The organism is Hymenobacter lapidiphilus (assembly GCF_013377885.1).
Lineage (GTDB): Bacteria > Bacteroidota > Bacteroidia > Cytophagales > Hymenobacteraceae > Hymenobacter > Hymenobacter lapidiphilus.
Map to the genome: position 1 here is coordinate 133,979 of NZ_JABKAU010000005.1, position 18,607 is coordinate 152,585.

Annotated in this window: 12 protein-coding genes and 1 tRNA gene; 8 read left to right on the forward strand and 5 right to left on the reverse strand. The window is 63.5% G+C overall.

The window, feature by feature from the left end:
• Positions 1-2: 2 nt before the first annotated feature.
• Together HW554_RS04210 and HW554_RS04215 are read right to left on the reverse strand one after the other, a co-directional pair.
• Positions 3-1,508 (reverse strand): O-antigen ligase family protein, encoded by a 1,506-nt coding sequence (locus HW554_RS04210; RefSeq protein WP_176907099.1) that lies wholly within the window; start codon positions 1,506-1,508, stop codon positions 3-5.
• On the reverse strand, positions 1,505-2,602 hold the full coding sequence (locus HW554_RS04215) for a GumC domain-containing protein (RefSeq protein ID WP_176907101.1): 1,098 nt from the start codon (positions 2,600-2,602) through the stop codon (positions 1,505-1,507). Before HW554_RS04215 ends, HW554_RS04210 begins: the two co-directional genes overlap by 4 nt.
• A gap of 201 nt (positions 2,603-2,803) precedes the next feature.
• Here HW554_RS04215 and HW554_RS04220 point away from each other — a divergent pair, with 201 nt between their 5' ends.
• From HW554_RS04220 to HW554_RS04255, 8 genes are all read left to right on the forward strand, one after another.
• Complete coding sequence (locus HW554_RS04220) at positions 2,804-4,264, forward strand: oligosaccharide flippase family protein (RefSeq protein WP_176907102.1); 1,461 nt, start codon at positions 2,804-2,806, stop codon at positions 4,262-4,264.
• Between the two features lie 120 nt (positions 4,265-4,384).
• Positions 4,385-5,539 (forward strand): glycosyltransferase family 4 protein, encoded by a 1,155-nt coding sequence (locus HW554_RS04225; RefSeq protein ID WP_176907104.1) that lies wholly within the window; start codon positions 4,385-4,387, stop codon positions 5,537-5,539.
• A gap of 193 nt (positions 5,540-5,732) precedes the next feature.
• A complete protein-coding gene (locus HW554_RS04230; RefSeq protein WP_317170823.1) occupies positions 5,733-6,374 on the forward strand; it encodes a polysaccharide deacetylase family protein in 642 nt (213 codons plus the stop codon).
• Positions 6,375-6,601: 227 nt separating this feature from the next.
• Positions 6,602-7,696, forward strand: a complete 1,095-nt coding sequence (locus HW554_RS04235; protein ID WP_176907106.1) for a glycosyltransferase — start codon at positions 6,602-6,604, stop codon at positions 7,694-7,696.
• A gap of 239 nt (positions 7,697-7,935) precedes the next feature.
• A complete protein-coding gene (locus HW554_RS04240) occupies positions 7,936-10,230 on the forward strand; it encodes a glycoside hydrolase family 3 C-terminal domain-containing protein (protein ID WP_176907108.1) in 2,295 nt (764 codons plus the stop codon).
• Positions 10,231-10,394: 164 nt separating this feature from the next.
• The gene (locus HW554_RS04245; RefSeq protein ID WP_176907111.1) at positions 10,395-11,204 is read left to right on the forward strand and encodes a TatD family hydrolase; all 810 of its coding nucleotides are present in this window, start codon (positions 10,395-10,397) and stop codon (positions 11,202-11,204) included.
• 293 nt (positions 11,205-11,497) lie between these two features.
• The gene (locus HW554_RS04250) at positions 11,498-12,526 is read left to right on the forward strand and encodes an asparaginase (RefSeq protein ID WP_246285095.1); all 1,029 of its coding nucleotides are present in this window, start codon (positions 11,498-11,500) and stop codon (positions 12,524-12,526) included.
• Between the two features lie 496 nt (positions 12,527-13,022).
• Positions 13,023-13,109 (forward strand) — tRNA-Ser (locus HW554_RS04255).
• Between the two features lie 112 nt (positions 13,110-13,221).
• Here HW554_RS04255 and HW554_RS04260 read toward each other — a convergent pair.
• The 3 genes from HW554_RS04260 to HW554_RS04270 all read right to left on the reverse strand — a co-directional run bounded on the left by HW554_RS04260 (position 13,222) and on the right by HW554_RS04270 (position 18,228).
• A complete protein-coding gene (locus HW554_RS04260; protein ID WP_176907113.1) occupies positions 13,222-13,644 on the reverse strand; it encodes a hypothetical protein in 423 nt (140 codons plus the stop codon).
• Positions 13,645-14,043: 399 nt separating this feature from the next.
• A complete protein-coding gene (locus HW554_RS04265) occupies positions 14,044-14,646 on the reverse strand; it encodes a hypothetical protein (RefSeq protein WP_176907115.1) in 603 nt (200 codons plus the stop codon).
• Positions 14,647-14,733: 87 nt separating this feature from the next.
• Positions 14,734-18,228: a class I SAM-dependent DNA methyltransferase gene (locus HW554_RS04270; protein WP_176907117.1), complete on the reverse strand. Its 3,495-nt coding sequence runs from the start codon at positions 18,226-18,228 to the stop codon at positions 14,734-14,736.
• Positions 18,229-18,607: the final 379 nt, after the last annotated feature.

Here is an 18,607-nt window from a genome sequence, read left to right on the forward strand (position 1 = left end):
GCTCAGAATGACGTTCCTCCTCTCACTCCTCGATCTTCACTTCCAGCTTCTAGCCTCTCCTCCCGTACCCAGGTGCCGATTCGCACCAGCATGGCCAGGTTGATGAAGAAGAACGAGCCGATTTTGTCCACTTCCACCAACTCGTTGAGCAGTAGGTGGAAGGCGATGATAACGAAGCTCAGGCCGCAGGCCAGCAGCACGGCGCGGTACTCAGAGCCGGGCGTGGTGCGGTGGTAAAGGGTTTCAATAGTGATGAGGGCGGCTCCCACCAGCACAATAAACAGCACCATGCCGGGGAAACCCTGCTCGGCCATCACCAGCAGGAAGTAGTTGTGGGTAGTTGATTTTTCGGGGTTGTCGCTCACGTAGGTGCGGAAGCTGCGCACTGTGTAGCGCTGGTATTCGGGGTAGAAGGTGTTGGGGCCGCTGCCCACCAGGGGCTTGTCGGCAACCATGCGCGCCGCCGCTACCCAGCGGTACACCCGCTCCATACCCGACACGTCTTCGAGCTTGTAGGTAGCCTCCAGGTGCTTGCCGAAGTTCTCGCCGTTGAACACGGTTTTCTCGAAATCGGGGGCGTAAAGCATGTAGTTGTTCTGGCTCATGAAATAGCCGGCCCCGGCCAGCGCCGCCACCAGCGCGCCCGCCAGCACCAGCCGCGTCTGGCGCAGCCGCATCACCAGGTAAAACAGGCCCGCCACCGGCAAACTCAGCACCGAGGCCCGGGTGTAGGAAAGCAGCAACCCTACCAGCAACAGCCCTAGCGCCGCGCCCCAGGTCAACCGCCTTAAGCCGCTCCGGCTCCGCCAGCGGTAGAAAATGAAGGGCAGCAGCAGCGCCAGCACGCTGGCATAAATGACGTGGTTGCGGTAAAAATCGTGCACGGCCCACTGCGTCTCATCAAACGCGAAGCCCCGACTGGCATGCTTTAGCAGCACTACTATTACCGTAATGGCAGCGCCGGCCGTGTACAGGGTGGCGGCGCGCCACAAATCGGCAGGGCGGCGCAGCAGCAGCAGCGTGCCCAGTACAAAAGGCGTGAGGTACCAGCCCTTGGCCAGCAGATACTTGATGGACTTGGTGCTATCAACCGAGAAAAATGCCGATACCGCAGCCCACAACAGCATAAGAGCCAGAATGACAAGTAGCGGGTGCGTTAGCTCGCGGGCCGGCAGGCGGTGGCGGCGCATAAGCAGGCTGGCCCCCACGCAGCCGCTGAGCACGAGCATGAGCGGCTCGGAGGGCACATCGAGGCTGAGGCTGCCGCTGAGGGGAATTTCGCGCGAGAAAGGCAGCGTCAGGAAAAACAGCCAGTATACCAGCCGCCAGTCAATCAGCAGCACTACCAAGCCTAGGCCGGCCAGGGCCGGCAGCAGCGGCAGGGGCGAGGCCAGCAGCCCCGCTACTGCCCCGCCCAGCAGCAGCAGCCCCATCAGGGCCACAAACAGCCGTTGGGCCGGGGTCTGGGGAAGCCAGCGGCTCAGGAGCGCCCGCGCCGCGCCGCTCACAGGCCCGCGCCGGTGGTTGGCTCGGGCCGGTACCGCGAGGCGCGCCGGTTGCGCTCGTACAGCTCCAGCAGCGTAATGAGCACAATGGAGGCGGCCAGCGTCACAACCACCGCGCCCACCACAATCAGCCAGCGCACAGGCTTGCTCTTGCGGGTGGCGGGGTAGGCTTTCTGCACTAGGTAGAGCGACGAAATCTTGCCCCGAAGTGTTAAGTCAGCCGTTTCGTAGTCGCCGCGGGCTTTTACCAGTCGCTCCTGCAGGTCGGTGAGTCGCGCCACGAATAAGCCCATCGAGTCGGTGCCCTGCACGTAGCGCTCCAGGTTAATGGTGTTGGGGCCACTGGGGTCGGTGAGGGCCTCCAGCGCCCGGCGCGCGCCGGCGGCTTGGGCTGTATTGCCGCTGCCCTCAGCCTGGTGCACCTTGCTTTCGAGGGTAATAATTTCGCGGGCCATATAGCGGCCCTGCTGTTCCAGCCCGTAGATGCCATAACGGCGGCGGGCCTGCACCAATTGCTTGCGGCTCTGCTCGAACTCGCTCTGCAAAAAGTCGAAGCGTAGCTTGTAGAGCCCCAGCACGCTGCGGCGGTTTTCGAGCGTGAGCTGCTGGTTTATGGAGTCGATGACCTGCACCAGCCGGTTGGCCAGCCGGGCAGCAAGCTCCTTATCCTTGTCTTCAAATGTAAGTTCGATGGCGTCGCGCTCGTTATGCACAATGCTCAGGTTGGAGTTGAACTGGTAGAGCACCGCGTTTTCAGCGGCATCGTTGCCCGGCGCGCCGGCCTCGTAGTGCTTGTAAAGGCCGAACTCGTTTATCAGCAATTCGGCTGCCGGCTGCGACTGGCCGATGGTGATGATGCGGTCCAGGTCTTCGGAACGGCCGCCTAGTTCCAGCTTACCACCATCTACAAGGCGGTCGGGATCAGTGCTTTCGGGGTTGGTAGGGAAGAAAACGGCCGTCGAGCGGTAGATGTTAGGCAGCAGCAGGGCCACCACCGTGCTCAGCACGGCGGCCAGCACCACGGCAGCTAGCACTAGTTTTTTCCATCGGTTGATGATGGGCCACAAACCCAGCAGCGAATAAGAAGATTCGGACATAAATAAAGCAGGCCGCGCCCCGGGAAAGTGAAAGTAAAAGAGGGCTGACGGCGGGCAAAGATAGCGGAAAATGACCGCCGCCGACTTGCTGCGGCGCCTTGAGAGGCTCACCGGCTTTTGCGTAGTTTTGCTTTCCACGGCCCCGCGCCCGGCCCCACCTGGGGCGGGTGGGCGATTCGTTTTCCAGCGGTTTAATTTCCTTTGCGCATCAAACGCTTCTTCGGCAATATCGGCTTTGTAGTGCTGCTCAACCTGCTAGTAAAGCCGGGCTGGGTGATAATTGAGGGCGAGGTGCAGGACCGTATCGGCCACGAACTGTTCGGCACCTTCACAGCCATCCTCACCCTGGCCACCATTGTGGCCGCCGTGGCCGATCTGGGCACTACCCAACTCAGCACCAAGCGCTTGGCGGCCTCGGCCAGCTACTTCACCGATTTTTTTCCTACGCTGCTGCCGCTGCGGGCCGGGCTAGGCGTCAGCTTTCTGGGCCTTACGGTGGGCCTGGGCTGGGTGCTGGGCTACGCGGGCCACTGGCTGCTGCTGCTGGCCATTACGGCGGCCGGGCTGCTGTTCACGCAGTATACCCAGTTTCTCAGGGGCGTGCTGCAGGCCCACCAGCGCTTTAATACCGATGCCGTGCTTTCGGTGCTGGAGCGGGTGCTGCTGCTGGGGCTGGTGCTGGGCCTGCTGCCGCTGGGCCTAACGCTGGAGCGCTACGTGGCCGTGCGGGTGGTGGCGGGGCTGTTTACGCTGCTGCTGCTCGTGGGCCTCATCCGGCGCCTGTACGGGCCGGTGGGCCTGCGCCCGCGCTGGCAGCAGGCCCGGCAACTGCTGATGGAAAGTCTGCCGCTGGCCATCATCACCCTCGTTTATGGCCTGAATGAGCGCATTGACATGCTCATGCTGGAGCGGCTGGTGTCGGCCCGCGAGGCTAGCTATTACGCCGCAGCCTACCGTTGGGTCGATGCCGTGATGATGTACCTCTGGACGGTGCTGCCGCTGTTTTTTGCGCGTTTCGCCCGCGCCACCGGCCAGCGCGTCGCGCAGCAGGAGTTGCTTTGGTTCGGGCAACGGGTGGTAACGGTGCCGCTGCTGCTGGTAGTGGCCTTCGGCCTGTTTCGGGGCGAACTGCTGTTCTTCCAGTTCGGCAATAGTAGCCCGGCTGAAATTGCCCGCATGACGCAGTGCCTGCAAATTCTGTTTCTCAACGTGCTGGTGCATGCCTTCTTCGCCATCTACAGCACCCTGCTCACCAGCACCGACCACGAAAAACCAGTTTCCTGGCTCGTGACGGGTAGTATCGCGCTCAACGTGGGCCTCAACTTCCTGCTGATGCCGCGCTACGGGGCCCTAGCTGGCGCGGCCAATACCACGCTGTGCGCCGTATTCGTGTCGGTGGGCTACGTGTGGCTGGTGCCGCGGCGCACCGGCGTAGCCCTACCGTTGCGCATGCTGGGGCGGCTGGCGCTGGCCTTCGGGGGCTTGTGCGCCGGCTGGTACGCGCTGCGCACCTACACCGGCCTGCCCTGGTGGCTAGAAACCGGCTTGGCGGGCTTGCTGCTGCTGGCCCTGATATTCGTGCTTGGCGTGGTGCGGGTCAGCGAGGTGCGCGCCGCATTGCAGCGCGGGGGTAAGGGTGAAAAGACAGACGAAACGGTGTAGAGACGTAATATCTTACGTTTCGTCGTTGCTGATGTTGACCGTTCCATCATGCCGGTCAACGACGAGACGCAAGATATTGCGTCTCTACATCGTTTCTTGCCGACTCCAAATACTCCTAAAATGCACATTGCCGTCAACGTCCGTTTTCTGCTGCCCGGCGACAAACTGGAGGGCATCGGGCGCTTTACGCTGGAGACCCTGCGCGAACTGGTGCGGCAGCAGCCGGAGCACACGTTTCATTTTCTGTTTGATAGGCCGTTTGATGAGCGGTATGTGCTGGGGCCGAATGTGGTGCCGCACGTGCTGGGGCCGCCGGCGCGGCACCCGCTGCTGTGGCTGGCCTGGTTCGAGGGGGCGGTGGCCCGCTGGCTGGCCCGCCACCGCCCGGCCGTGTTCCTGAGTACCGATGGCTACACCACGCTGCGCACCCGCGTACCCCGCGTAACGGTGCTGCACGATTTGGCTTTTGAGCACTTCCCGCAGGATGTAGACCGGCTGGTGCGGGCCTATTACCGCTACTTTACGCCCCGCTTCGCCCGGGCCTCGGCGCGGCTGGTGGCGGTGTCGGAGGCTACCAGGCAGGATGTGGTGGCCCGTTACGGCATTGCGCCCGACAAAATCAGCGTGGTGTACAATGCCGTGGATGCCCGGTTCCGGCCCCAGTCCGAGGCTGTGCAGCAGGCCACGCGCGAGCGGTACGCCGCCGGCCACCCATACTACCTGTTCGTGGGGGCGCTGCAGCCGCGTAAGAATCTGCAGAACCTGTTGCGGGCCTTCGATGCGTTTAAAACCGCCACCGGCTCGCCGGCTAGGCTGCTGATAGTGGGCCGCACGGCCTGGCAGGCCGGCCCCATTTTCGAGGTGTACCAGGGGCTGCAGCACCGCGCCGCCGTGCACCTTACGGGCCGCGTAACCGATGAGGAGCTGGTGCAGCTGTACGCCGCCGCCCGCGCCACCTGCTATGTGCCCTACTTCGAGGGATTCGGCATCCCCGTTATCGAGGCCCAGGCCTGCGGCTCGCCCGTCATCACCTCCAACTACAGCTCCCTGCCCGAAGTAGCTGGCCCCCGCGCCGCCTGCCTCGTCGACCCGTTTTCGGTGGAATCCATTGCTGCCGGCCTCGTGCAGGTGGAGCAGTCGGAGCCGTATCGCCAGGAGTTGATAGGAGCCGGTTTCCGCAACGGCGCGCGGTTTTCGTGGGCCGAAAGCGCCCGGCGGTTGTGGCAGGAGATTGAACGAGCGGCGGATTTGGGTAATGGGGTGATGGGGGGATAAGAACTGTCATGCTGAGCGAAGCCGGAGGCGCAGTCGAAGCATCTCTACCGCAGTGGTAAATATATCGTCAGGAGTTATTCTGCTAACGAAGCGGTAGAGATGCTTCGACTCCGCTGCGCTGCGCTCAGCATGACGTTCGTAATTTTACCCCATCACCCTCGCCCCCCCCCCCATTACCCCAACCAAAACCAACGTGCACTTACACCGAATGCCGGGGCTGGTGCGGCGGCTGTTTCCGGAGTGTATCTGGGAAATGCCCGCCACCGACCCGCCCACGCTCTACCTGACGTTTGATGACGGCCCCATTCCGGAGCAGACGCCTTTTGTGCTGACGCAGCTGGCGCGCTACGATGCGCGGGCCACGTTTTTCTGCGTGGGCGAAAACCTGGCGCGCCACCCCGACGTGGCCCGGCAAGTGCTGGCCGCCGGCCACCGCCTGGGCAACCACACCCACCGCCACCTCAGTGGCTGGCGCACCCCGCGCCCCGAGTATCTGGCCGATGTGGCCCACTGCCAGCAGCTGCTTGATGCCCTGCAATCCACCGCAACGCCCGAGGTCCGGCCGCTGCTGCGCCCGCCCTACGGACGCATCACGCGGCCGCTGGCGCAGGCCCTGGATTCCAGTCACCAGCTCATCATGTGGGACCTGCTTACCTGCGACTATGACCCCGACTACGCCCCCGAAGCCTGCCTGCGGGCCAGCATCCGCCTCACCCGTCCCGGCAGTATCATCGTCTTCCACGACAGCCAGAAAGCCGCCCGCAACCTGCGCTACGTGCTGCCCCGCTACCTTGACTACTGCGCCGAAGCCGGGTACCAGTTTGCGGCGCTGTGAGAACGAGTAGGGGCGGGGCTTAGCTGCGCTGTCCTTCGGTTGTCCCCGCCCGCCGTTGAACGATTGCCGTTGAACAGAAACGTAGGGACGATGTAGGGGCGGGGCTTGTCCCCGCCCGCCGTTATAAGATTATCGTTGCAGCGGCGCGAACGGCGGGCGGGGACAAGCCCCGCCCCTACACCGTGCTGGTAAAACCGCTCCGCCACCCTGAATAACCTTTACCCAACATGCTCTTCGCTCTCTATTTTATTGGCTGGTTTGCGCTGCTGGCGGTTTCGGCCTGGGTGCTGGGGCGACGTTTACTGCCGATGCCGGTGGTGGGGGCGGGGCGGCTGCGGGTGAGCATCCTCATTGCGGCCCGGGATGAGGAAGCGGCCATTGCGCGTTGCCTGGCGGCTATTCGTAAGCTCGATTACCCGCCGGAGCTGGTGGAGGTGCTGCTGGGCAACGACGGCTCGACCGACGCCACCGCCGCCGAGGCCGAGGCCGCCATGCGGGGCTACGCGGGCACGTTTCGGGTGCTCGATATCCGTGAAAACCGGGGCCTGGCGCGGGGCAAGGCCAATGTGCTGGCCCAGCTGGCGCGGGCCGCCACAGCCAATTTTTTCTTCATTACCGACGCCGATATTGCCGTGCCGCCCAGTTGGCTGCGCGGGCTGCTGGCCTGGACCGGTCCGGGAGTGGGCATCGTCACGGGCCTGACGCTGGTGACGGGGCCGCGGCTGTTTCATCGGTTGCAGGGCCTCGACTGGCTGCTGTCGTTGGGGCTGGTGCAGGTGGTAACCGATTTGGGCCAGCCCGTGACGGCCATGGGCAACAACATGCTCATCAGCCGCGAAGCCTACGAGGCCACCGGCGGCTACGAGGCGCTGCCGTTTTCGGTGACGGAAGACTTTGAGCTATTCAAGGCGGTGCGGGCGCGGGGCTTTGGCTACCGCAACCTATTCCGGCCCGAGGTGCTGGCCGAGTCGCTGCCGATGTACACGTGGCGGGGGCTGCTGCACCAGCGGCGGCGCTGGATGCGGGGCGTGGAGCAGCTGCCGGGCTGGCTGCAGGCGTGTCTGGCGCTGTACGGCTCGTTTTACCTGGTGCTGGCGGCGCTGGCCGCGGTGGCGGGCCCCGGCGTGGCGCTGGCCGTGTGGGCGGCTAAGGCGGCCATGCAGGGCGTGCTGGCTACCGTGTGCTTCCGGCGCGTGGGCCGCCGCCCGCCCCTGGTGCTGCTGCCGCTGTTCGAGCTCTACACGCTGGCCCTGACGGTGAGCTTGGTGCTGTTCCGGCTGCTGCCGCTGCGCTTCGAGTGGAAAGGGCGGAGCTACCGGTAAAAAAATAGTTGTTTTTTAACCGCTTCCGCCCCAGGCGCACTGGTGGCTGGTAGCCCTTAGGCCCGACTGCTGCGTGTGCCTTAAGCGCTCTGTCAAAGTCAGTGGAGCAATCGGAGCAGGGGTAAACCAGTGGGGTTTACCGCCAGACTGGCTTACTTTAGCTGGCCGGGGTTGCCCTGTCGCGATGGGCAGACCAACCTCGATTTGGATTCTCCACTCCACTTTTCCTGCGCCCTGCCATGTATTTATCCCGCTACTGCCCGGCCCTGCTGGTGGGCTTGTTTTGTGCTGCCTGCCAGGGCAATACCACCAACACTACGCCCGGTACCGAAACAGCTGCCGTTGCTGCTGACTCTTCGGCTGCGCCCGCCAACCGCCAGCAGCACCTGCTGGGCCACGAAACCCAGGTCGACAGTCTGCTGCGGCTGCTGACGTTGGAGGAGAAGCTGGCCCTGATTCATGCCAACTCCTCGTTTACCTCGGGCGGTGTGCCCCGGCTGAGTATCCCGGAGCTGAAAATGTCGGACGGCCCCCACGGGGTGCGGGTGGAGTTCGGGCGCGACTGGGAGGTAGACAAAGACGCCAACGACGCCGGCACTTACCTGCCCAGCGGCAATGCCCTGGCTTCTACCTGGAACCCCGAGCTGGGTTATGCCTTTGGGCGCACGCTGGGGCGCGAGGCCAATGCGCGGGGCAAAGACGTGATTCTGGGCCCCGGCATCAACATTATCCGCACCCCGCTCAACGGCCGCAACTTCGAGTACCTGAGCGAAGACCCTTACCTGGTGGCCCAGATGGCGGTCGGCTACATCCGGGGCGTGCAGGACCAGGGTATTTCGGCCTGCGTGAAGCACTTTGCGGCCAACAACCAGGAGGAGCACCGCAACGACATCGACGTGAATATGAGCGAGCGGGCCCTGCGCGAAATCTACCTGCCCGGCTTCCGGGCGGCCGTGGAGCAGGGCGGCGTAAACACGCTGATGGGCTCCTACAACAAGTTCCGGGGCACTTTTGCTACCCACAACGCCTACCTGATGAATGATGTTCTAAAGGGCGAGTGGGGCTTCAAGGGCGTAGTTATCAGCGACTGGGGTTCGGTGCATGACACCCAGCAGGGCCTGCGCAACGGCACCGACCTGGAAATGGGCACCGACCTGAACCTGATGTACAACAGCGTCGACCAGTCGAAAAACCTGCTGACCCCCGACCAGAAGGTGAACCTGTACGACCGATTCTTCTTCGGTACCGCCGCCCTGCAAGCCATCCGGAAGGATTCGAGCCTCGTGCCCCTGGTAGACGACAAGGTGCGCCGGCTGCTACGCATCCGCTACGCGACCGGTATGATGCCCGGCCAGCGCCGCCCGGTGGGGGCCTACAACGCACCTGAGCACCATGCCACGGCCCGGAAAGTGGCCGAGGAAGGAATAGTGCTGCTCAAGAACGAGGGCCAGCTGCTGCCCCTGAACAAGGCGGCCGTGAAGTCGGTGGCCGTAGTAGGGGCCAATGCCACCCGGCTCAATTCGATGGGCGGGGGCAGCTCGCAGGTAAAGGCCAAGTTTGAAACCACCGCCCTCCAGGGCCTGCAGAAGGCCTTTGGCCCCGACGTGAAAGTGACTTTTAGCCCAGGCTACACCGTGGCCCGCGGCCAAAAGTCCGACCCTAAACTCATGGCCCAGGCCGTAGCCGCTGCCAAAGCCGCCGACGTCACCATTTTCGTGGGCGGCTCCATCCATGGCTACGACTACAAGGTGTGGAGCGACAATGCCTACGATGCCGAGGCCTACGACAAGCCCGACATGCGCATGCCTTTCGGCCAGGACGAGCTGGTGAAAGCCCTGCTGCAAGCCCAGCCCAACACGGTCGTGGTGCTGCTGGGCGGCGGGCCGATTGACGTGTCGGAATGGGTGGGGCAGGCGCGGAGCGTGGTGGAAGCGTGGTACCCCGGCATGGAGGGCGGCACGGCCCTGGCGGGCGTGCTGCTCGGTACCGTAAACCCCTCGGGCAAGCTGCCCTTCACCTTCCCCGTGAAGCTCGAAGACGCGCCGGCCCACAAGCTCGGCGAGTACCCCAGCACCCCCGGCAACCCGCTCAAGCAAACCTACAAAGACGATATCTATGTGGGCTACCGCTACTTCGATACCTATAAAGTTGCGCCCCAGTTTGCCTTCGGCCACGGCCTGAGCTACACCAGCTTCGAGTACGGCCCGCTGGCGGCCAAAACCACGGGCCAGCAGGCCACCGTTACGCTCACGGTGCGTAACACCGGTAAAGTGGCTGGGGCCGAAGTGGTGCAGCTTTACGTGCACGACGATAAGACCCGCGTGAAGCGTCCCGAAAAGGAGCTCAAGGCCTTCCGGAAAGTATTCCTGCAGCCCGGCGAAAGCAAAACCGTCACCCTCACGCTTGGCCCCGACGCTTTCCGGTACTACGACGAGGCGCAGAAGCAGTGGACCCTCGAGCCCGGCCGCTTCACGCTGCTGGCCGGCAGCTCCTCCCGCGACATTCGCCAGCAGGGGGCAGTGGAGGTGCAATAGCGGGGTGGAGGGCTGAAGAAAAATACTGTCATCCTGAGCAGAGCGAAGGACCTTATCACGTAGACCCGCCGAGTCGTTGTTACGGCCGTTCAGCTGTGGTGAGGTCCTGCGCTCTGCTCAGGATGACAGTATCTTTGTCCGGTTCCCCAGCCTTCTGTTTCGTTATGATCTTTTCTGATTCCCACGCCCACGTCTATTCTCCCCAACTCAAACCCGATCAGGAGGAACTGCTGCAGCGGGCCTACGAGGGCGGCGTGGAAACCATTTTCATGCCCAACATCGACCACGAAAGCATTGATGCCATGCTGGAAGTGGAAGCAAAATACCCCACCCAGTGCTTCGCCATGATGGGCCTGCACCCCTGCCACGTAACGCGCAACCTGGAGCGCGAGCTGTACGAGGTGGAGGACTGGCTGAGCCGCCGGCCGTTTGCGGCGGTGGGCGAGTGCGGCATCGATTTACACTGGGATAAAACGCTGCTGGCCGAGCAGCAGGAGGCGCTGCGGGTGCAGGTGGCGCTGGCCAAAAAGCACCGGCTGCCCCTGGTGCTGCACACCCGCGAGGCCTTCCGCGAAACCGCCGACATCATTACCCAGGCCCAGGACGGTACGCTGCGGGGCGTATTCCACTGCTTTTCGGGCACGCCGGCCGAGGCCGAGGAAGTCATCCAACTCGGCTTCAAGCTGGGTATCGGGGGCGTGGCGACGTTCAAAAACGGTGGGCTCGACAAGGTGCTGCCCGGCGTGGGGCTGGCGCACCTGCTGCTCGAAACCGACTGCCCCTACCTGGCCCCCGTGCCCTACCGCGGCAAGCGCAACGAGCCCGCCTACGTGCCCCTGGTGGCCCGCCGCGTGGCCGAGCTGCTCGGTGTATCGGTAGAGGAAGTAGCCGAAGCCACCACCCGCAACACACTGGCGCTGTTTGGCGAAAACCAGAACGACGTAGGGGCGGGGCTTGTCCCCGCCCGCCGTTGAACGGTACTGCCAGAACGGTAACGCGGGAACGTTGTAGGGGCGGGGCTTAGCTGCGCTGTCCTTCGGTTGTCCCCGCCCGCCGTTGAACGGTACTGCCAGAACGGTAACGCGGGAACGTTGTAGGGGCGGGGCTTGTCCCCGCCCGCCGTTAAACGATTCCCGTTAAACGATTCCCGTTGTTGCGGCGCGAACGGCGGGCGGGGACAAGCCCCGCCCCTACAACGTGCTTATAGCGCCGTACTGGCCGCATCGTTCCCTTCCCCTCACCTCCCACCTTCCCACCCCATCACTCCTTGGAAACCTCCATTCTTGTCATCTACACCGGCGGGACGGCCGGCATGGCGTACAACAAGCGCGGCGAGCTGGTGCCGATGAACTTTGAGCACATAAGGCGCAAGATGCCCGAGCTGCGACAGCTGAACATGACGGTGGAGGTAACCAACCTGGGCGAGCCGATTGATTCGAGCAACGTAACCACCGACGACTGGCTGCGCATGGCCGCCCTCATTGCCGAAAAATACGACCAGTACGACGGCTTTGTGGTGCTGCACGGCACCGATACCATGGCTTACTCGGCGGCGGCCCTCAGCTTTCTGCTCGAAAACCTGGGCAAAACGGTGGTGTTTACCGGGGCCCAGGTGCCCGTGGGCGGCATCCGGACGGATGCGCGCCGCAACCTGGTAACAGCGCTGGAAATGGCCGCCGCCCGCCACCCCGTAGGCAACACGGTGCGGGTGCCCGAGGTGTGCCTGTTTTTCAACGACCTGCTGATTCGGGGCAACCGGGCCAAGAAGGTGGAAAGCCAGCAGTACGATGCTTTCCGCAGCGAAAACTACTCGCCCCTGGCCCAGGCCGGCATCGAGCTCACGTTTCACGACCGGCACATCCGGCTGCTGCCCGCCGGCCCGCTGCGCGCCCACCAGCGCCTCGACGAGCGGGTGGCCCTCATCCGGCTGTTTCCGGGCCTGAGCGAGCGGGTGCTGCGGGCCCAGCTGGAGCTGGACGACTTGCGCGGCTGCGTGCTTGAAACCTACGGCTCGGGCAACGCGCCCACCACCCCCTGGTTCCTTAACTGCCTGCGCGAGGCCTCCGACCGGGGCGTGGTGCTCTTCAATGTAAGTCAGTGCGAGGAGGGCCGGGTGCTGCAGGGCCGCTACGAAACCAGCGCCTACCTCTCCGACCTCGGCATTGTGGGCGGCGACGATATTACGGTGGAGGCCGCCATCACCAAACTCATGTTCGTGCTCGGCCTGGAACTGGGCCCGGCTCAGGCCCGCCGCCTGATGGCCCAGGACCTGCGCGGCGAAATAACGCTGCTCTAGCGCCACCAGAACAGCAACGACAGCACATTGTAGGGGCGGGGCTTGTCCCCGCCCGCCGTTCGCGCCGCAACAACGGTAACCGTTCAATGGTAACCGTTTAACGGCGGGCGGGGACAAGCCCCGCCCCTACATCGTTCGAATATTACGTGTAAACCCCCGCCCGCCGTTCGCGCCGCAACAACGGTAACCGTTCAATGGTAACCGACAACGGTAACCGTTTAACGGCGGGCGGGGACAACCGAAGGACAGCGCAGCTAAGCCCCGCCCCTACATCGTTCGAATATTGCGTGTAAACCCCCGCCCGACGTTCGCGCCGCTGCAACGGTAACTGTTCACCGGAAATCGTTCAACGGCGGGCGCAGCTAAGCCCTGCCCCTACAACGTGCTGTCGTTGCCGTTCTGTCGTTCCGACGGCTGTATCTACCCACCTAAAGCGGCCGGCGCTTGCGTTTCCGGAAAATCGGGTGTTATTTTGCGCCACCAAACCGCATCACCCAGAGGGGTGTCCGAGTGGTTGAAGGAGCACGCCTGGAAAGTGTGTATGGGTGCAAGCTCATCGTGGGTTCGAATCCCATCCCCTCTACAAAAAGCCCCGTTTCTGCTTCAGAAACGGGGCTTTTTATTTTTCGGGGTACGTGTGCGGGTCTTGGAGCTATGCTGCAAGGCGGCTGCTTTAGCAGCCGGGTTATGTTGAATTACCAATTGGGATTATGAACCACGCACACCAGCTCGCTGGCCAGTTTGTCGACGTGACGGGGGCCAATCCAGACCAACGCAATAGTGCATTCATTTCCATTTGGGCCTCGTACGAAGGTTGGCTCCTGGTTGGCAATGTTTCCCGCATTGTCTTTTAGAAGCTTATCGTATTCATCCTTGACTTGCTTTAATCCGTTCGGGCCGCGCTTGATCTTGATGTTAGGCACCAAGGCATTGGTTAGCTCGCGTGTGGTATCTTCCTTGGTTAGCCGGATTGTCAGGCCATCGTCGGGGGAGGCGAAGAGGGCCTCCGAGTCGCTGGGCTGCTGCGGCTGCCCGAGTAGGCGGGTGTAGAACTGCACCAGCTTCTCCCACTGCTCGGCTGGAACGATGGTTTCGATGGCGTTGGACTCGTCGGTCATAGCTAATGGGGGTAAGTGGATGATAAAACAATATATATAAAAAGTATAATAATAACTAGTCTATTTCAACCCGCCTGTATTACCCCAAATCGTGGAGGGCGCTGTAGGGGCGGGGCTTAGCTGCGCTGTCCTTCGGTTGTCCCCGCCCGCCGTTCGCGCCGCTGCAACCGTTGGCGTGCGTGTTGTTCCCACATTACCGTTCCCACGTCACCGTTCCCACGTCACCGTTCCCACGTCACCGTTCCCACGTCACCGTTCCCACGTCACCGTTTCCACGTCACCGTTTCCACGTCACCGTTTCCACGTCACCGTTGTCACGTCACCGTTCAACGGCGGGCGGGGACAAGCCCCGCCCCTACAGCGCCCTCCGCGTTGGCGTTTCCGTGTTGGGGTTCCTACTTAGTAGCCCACATCGAAGCGGCCTTCTGTTGCGCTGATTTGCTGGCCGGTGGCGGCCCGGCCAACGAATTCGAAGGTGCCGGACACTACGCGGGCCACGGTGTCGAAGCGGGTGATGGTGAGCTGGCCGGGGGCGGAGGGGCCGGTGTAGTAGACGGTGTGGGTGCTGGTGTTGCTGGGGTCGGTGTAGCTATTGAAGAGGGCGTGGGCAGGGTAGGGGCCGCCGGAACCGGGCGTGAAGGACTGGTTGAGGGCAATGGGGCCGACGCCGCGCAGGTTGGGCACGTACAGGTCGACATCTGATACAGCGTTGGGATAGGAGGCATCGATGCGGCGCACGAGCGAGAGCGAGAAGCGGTAGCCGGGGGTGTTATCGGTGCGACGGTCGACGCTGACGTAGAGCTTTTTGGGGCCGAAAAGGACTTGGGCGGGCTTCCAGACGGTGCCATCTATGCGGCAGCCTCCCTCGTTGAGGCCCTGCTGGGTGGCGGGCGGCAGCTGCTCTTGGGGGGCCGAGTCGTCGGAGTTGAACAGGCAGCCGGGCAGGGCCAGCAGCAGGCTGCCCGCGAGCAGCAGGCGGGCGGAAGTGGGGTAGGAGCGCATAGGGAAAGGGAGTAAAGCCAAGAGCGGCCAGGAGCGGCTACTACCGCCCCGGCCACGATGAACTACAGCGGGCAAACGGGCCCCGCGCTACCCGGCATACAGCCCGTCGTCGGTTTCGCGTAGCAGGCTGAGGGCCACCAGCGTAGCCAGCAGCGGCTGCACCTTGGCGGCGGGGGTGCGCCGGAAGCGGGCCGCGACCTGGGCAGCGCTCAAGGGCTGGCCGGCCTGCTGCACGGCGTCGCGGAGGGCCTGCATTTGCTGGGCCAGCTCGGTGGGCCAGGGTTGCGGACCGGTGGCAGCCGTGGCGGCGGTGGCGCGGGCGGCGGCGGCCGGCAGCGTCAGGGCCTGCTGCTGCAGCTCGGGGGCCTGGTAGGCGGGGCGCAGGTAGCGGACGTGGCCGGCGCTTTCTTCCTGGGCGCGGGCGTGGTTGAGGGCCACGAGGCGGGCCAGGATGTCGGCTTCGGGCAGGGTGGCGGGCCAGTGGTAGGCGGCGGCTACGGCGGCATCGAGCTGCTGGTGCAGGCTGAGCACGACGGAGGCCAGGCCCTGCTGGTTGATGAGCTGCTCTTTGGCCGTGGCCAGGGGCTGGTCGGCGCGCAGCTTCTCCACCACGTTGTAGAGGTCGGTGAGCGTGAGGGTGGGGTGCTGGGCCTGCTGGCGCTTGCGGTGGGCGTCGAGCTGTTCGGCCAGCGCCCGGATGCCCGCCTGCTGCTCGGCCGTGGCCTCGGGGAAGGGGAACGGGTCGAAACAACGGGAGTTATTATATCTAGGCGTATTACCACCTAAATCACCCCCAGCTGCAAGTGCCCAAACTATGTGCAGTCGGCTAGATAGAATACCTAGATTATAGGCATCATCAGATGCAAAAGCAATTAGTGCATCATCAGGCAAAATATCTCCTGATAGAAATTGAAAAACTCGATGCTTAGCTGTAGCAGGTGTTGCAATGAATCTAGCAAGCCCTGCGAGAGCAGGGCGGAAACTTCCGCGTGCCTCTCCAAAAATCCACCACCTCTCTCTGTATGAAGCGCGATTATTTTGGTCTCTTTCGGGCTTCACTGTCTGAAGAATGTGCTGGTATACAGAAGGGTATTTGGTAAGTACCTCGTCCGAGGTTAGACCAAACAAATCAATGACCATAACACCACGCGGAATATCTGTTAAGTCCCTTCCATTTCGATATGGGCGAATATGCTGTTCTAACCCTAATGCAGCACCAGAACCTAATTTCAGAGCAATTTCGGGTGTCACAATAAATCCAGCACCTAATAGCTGTACTCCTCTATTTCCTAAGCCTTTATTTGCTTTCAAAGACTGAGCACTGTCTAAAGCGGCTCCGATTGTCAAATCAGATTGAATACTTCCTTGAGTCTCTGTAAAAGAGACTTCAGCAGCTTCATCTCCTTCTGGTACAGATTCATTCTGCACAACCAGCAAACGACCAGCATTAATAGAAGCTGACGGTTCGGCAACTGTCATTGCTATTCTCACTGCCGCACCGCCGCCGCCCTCAACCCAAGGGTGGTCGGGGACAACGAATGTTAGTGTGAGTGGTGGCTTCTCACCGTCTATAAAGGGCTGCATCACCCGCCGGTTAAAGGTCTGTTTGATGCTGTTCGTGGTGATAAAGCCAAACCGCTCTACTTCGCCCTTTTGCGCAACTACGGCAGCATTGTACCACCAGTACATAACAAGGTCAGCCGACTCAGGCACCTTGCCTTTATAAGCCTTACGCAACGCTTCGGCATAACCATCTCCCAAAGCCTCCCGCATGTACTTATTACCAATAAAAGGCGGGTTGCCCACGATGAAATCGGCCTGGGGCCACTCGGCGGGGCGGGGGTTGGGGTAGTCGAGCACGGGCGTGCGGGCGGTTTCGTCGGGCACGGGCTGGCCGGTGGCGGGGTGCAGGCGGGTGCTGCCGTCCCAGCGCGTTACGGGCTGGCCCTGGGCATCGAGGCGGGGCACGGGCGGGTCGTGCTGCAGGGCGGCATCCTGCTGGCGGATGTTCTGGTACTCATCGAGCAGGGGCTCGCGCAGCTCGGAGGGGCCGTAGGTGCGCAGGTGCCATTGCAGGTATCCTATTCGCAGCACCACGTCGGCAATGGCGGCGGCGCGCGGGTTCAGCTCCAGGCCCAGCAGCTGGTGGGGGCTCACGGTGGTGCCGCCCCCCAGCTCCAGCAAACCCGTTTGGCCGTAGCTGTTGATGGCGGCCAGCACCTCGCCTTCGAGCCGCTTGAGGTGTTCGAGCGTGACGTACAGAAAATTGCCCGAGCCGCAGGCCGGGTCGAGGATGCGCAGGCTGGTGAGGCGCGTGAGGAAGCGCACCAGCTCGGCGCGGGCCTCTTTTTCCTGGCCTTCGGCGAGGCGGCGGGCGGCGGCGGCCTGGGCGGCGCTCCACTCGCGGCGCAGCGGCTCGAGCACCGTGGGCAGCACCAGCCGCTCGACGTAGCGGCGGGGCGTGTAGTGGGCCCCCAGGCTGTGGCGCTCCCGGGGGTCGAGGGCGCGCTCCAGCAGGGTGCCAAAAATGGCGGGCTCCACCTCCGTCCAGTCGGCGCGGGCCGATTGCAGCAGCAGCTCGGCCTGGGCCGCGCTCAGGGGCAGCGTGGTGGCCTCATGAAACAGCCGGCCGTTGAAGCGGCGCAGGCGGGCCTTGAGGTCGGAGGAGTAGCCGCCGGCGTCCATAGTGCGCCACAGGTTGCCCAGCGCGTCGGGCAGAAACTCCAGCAGCTCGGGGCTGCCGTAGGCCTCCAGCATGCCGGTAAAGCTGCGCTTGGGTATCAGGCCGGTATCCTCGGAAAACATGGTAAACAGGCAGCGCATCAGAAACTGGGCCACCACCTCGGGCGCGTGCCCGGCCTGCTCCAGCTGCCCCGACAGCTTGGCCAGGTGGCCGGCCAGCTCGCGCGTTACGCGGGCGGCGCGGCGGCTGGCGTCCAGCTCGCGGGGCGTTTGCCAGAGCTGGCGCAGCATGGCGCGGGTGCTTTCGTCGGCCAGCGCGGCCAGCGGCAGCCGGAACCGGGTTTGGTCGGGAAACGGCACAAACGAGTCGCCCACGCCGGCAAAGTTGCTGTACACATCGAGGCAGTAGCCCACGTCGGCCACCAGCACGAACAGGGGCCGGGGCTCGTCGGGGGGCAAAGCGCGCACGTAGCCGAGGGCCTGCTGGCGGGCGGCCTGCATCATTTCGGCCCATTTGGCGGTGCCGCGCACGGCGTGGCCCTTGCGGCGGCGGGCGGGCTCCAGGCCCAGCTCGGCCCGCTGCTGCTTCAGCTGCTGGTCGGGCGTGTCGGTGCCCTGCTTGGTTTCGAGCACGAAGCAGCCGCGCTTGTACAAATCGATGCGGCCGGTGCTGGTTTTGGGGCCGCCGCCGGTGCTGCCGCCGCCGCCGGTGCTGCTGCCGCCGCCGGGGAATTGCACGGCCCGTTCCAGCACGTAGGCATCCTGGGCGGGGTCGTCGGTGGTCGGGTCGGGGCGGGGTACGCCCAGCAGGTCGCAGAGGTCTTGCAGAAACAGGCCGTAGTTGGCGCGCTCCGCACCGCCGGCTGGCTTCCAGCGGGCTTCAAATTCGGGGTAAGTCACGAGGGAGGTAGGATAACAGGATAATGGGGCGGGGAAGATAGGGAGCTATGTTGTTATTTATCGGGAACGGGGGAACGGATGGACGGAAACGGAAACGATAGCACGGTGTAGGGGCGGGGCTTGTCCCCGCCCGCCATTGACCGGTTCCCATTGACCGGTTCCCATTGACCGGTTCCCATTGACCGGTTCCCATTGACCGGTTCCCATTGACCGGTTCCCATTGACCGGTTCCCATTGACCGGTTCCCATTGACCGGTTCCCATTGAACGATTACCGTTGCAGCGGCGCGAACGGCGGGCGGGGACAAGCCCCGCCCCTACGTCGTGCTATCGTTTCCATTCCGGCAGTACCGTTGCCGTTCCTGCGTTGCCGTTTATTT

Excerpts from the sequence above, each read along its gene's own strand:
- HW554_RS04215 (WP_176907101.1), bottom strand. The coding sequence starts at position 2,602 with ATGTCCGAATCTTCTTATTCGCTGCTGGGTTTGTGGCCCATCATCAAC.
- HW554_RS04225 (WP_176907104.1), top strand. The coding sequence starts at position 4,385 with ATGCACATTGCCGTCAACGTCCGTTTTCTGCTGCCCGGCGACAAACTG.
- HW554_RS04235 (WP_176907106.1), top strand. The coding sequence starts at position 6,602 with ATGCTCTTCGCTCTCTATTTTATTGGCTGGTTTGCGCTGCTGGCGGTT.
- HW554_RS04240 (WP_176907108.1), top strand. The coding sequence starts at position 7,936 with ATGTATTTATCCCGCTACTGCCCGGCCCTGCTGGTGGGCTTGTTTTGT.
- HW554_RS04245 (WP_176907111.1), top strand. The coding sequence starts at position 10,395 with ATGATCTTTTCTGATTCCCACGCCCACGTCTATTCTCCCCAACTCAAA.
- HW554_RS04260 (WP_176907113.1), bottom strand. The coding sequence starts at position 13,644 with ATGACCGACGAGTCCAACGCCATCGAAACCATCGTTCCAGCCGAGCAG.
- HW554_RS04265 (WP_176907115.1), bottom strand. The coding sequence starts at position 14,646 with ATGCGCTCCTACCCCACTTCCGCCCGCCTGCTGCTCGCGGGCAGCCTG.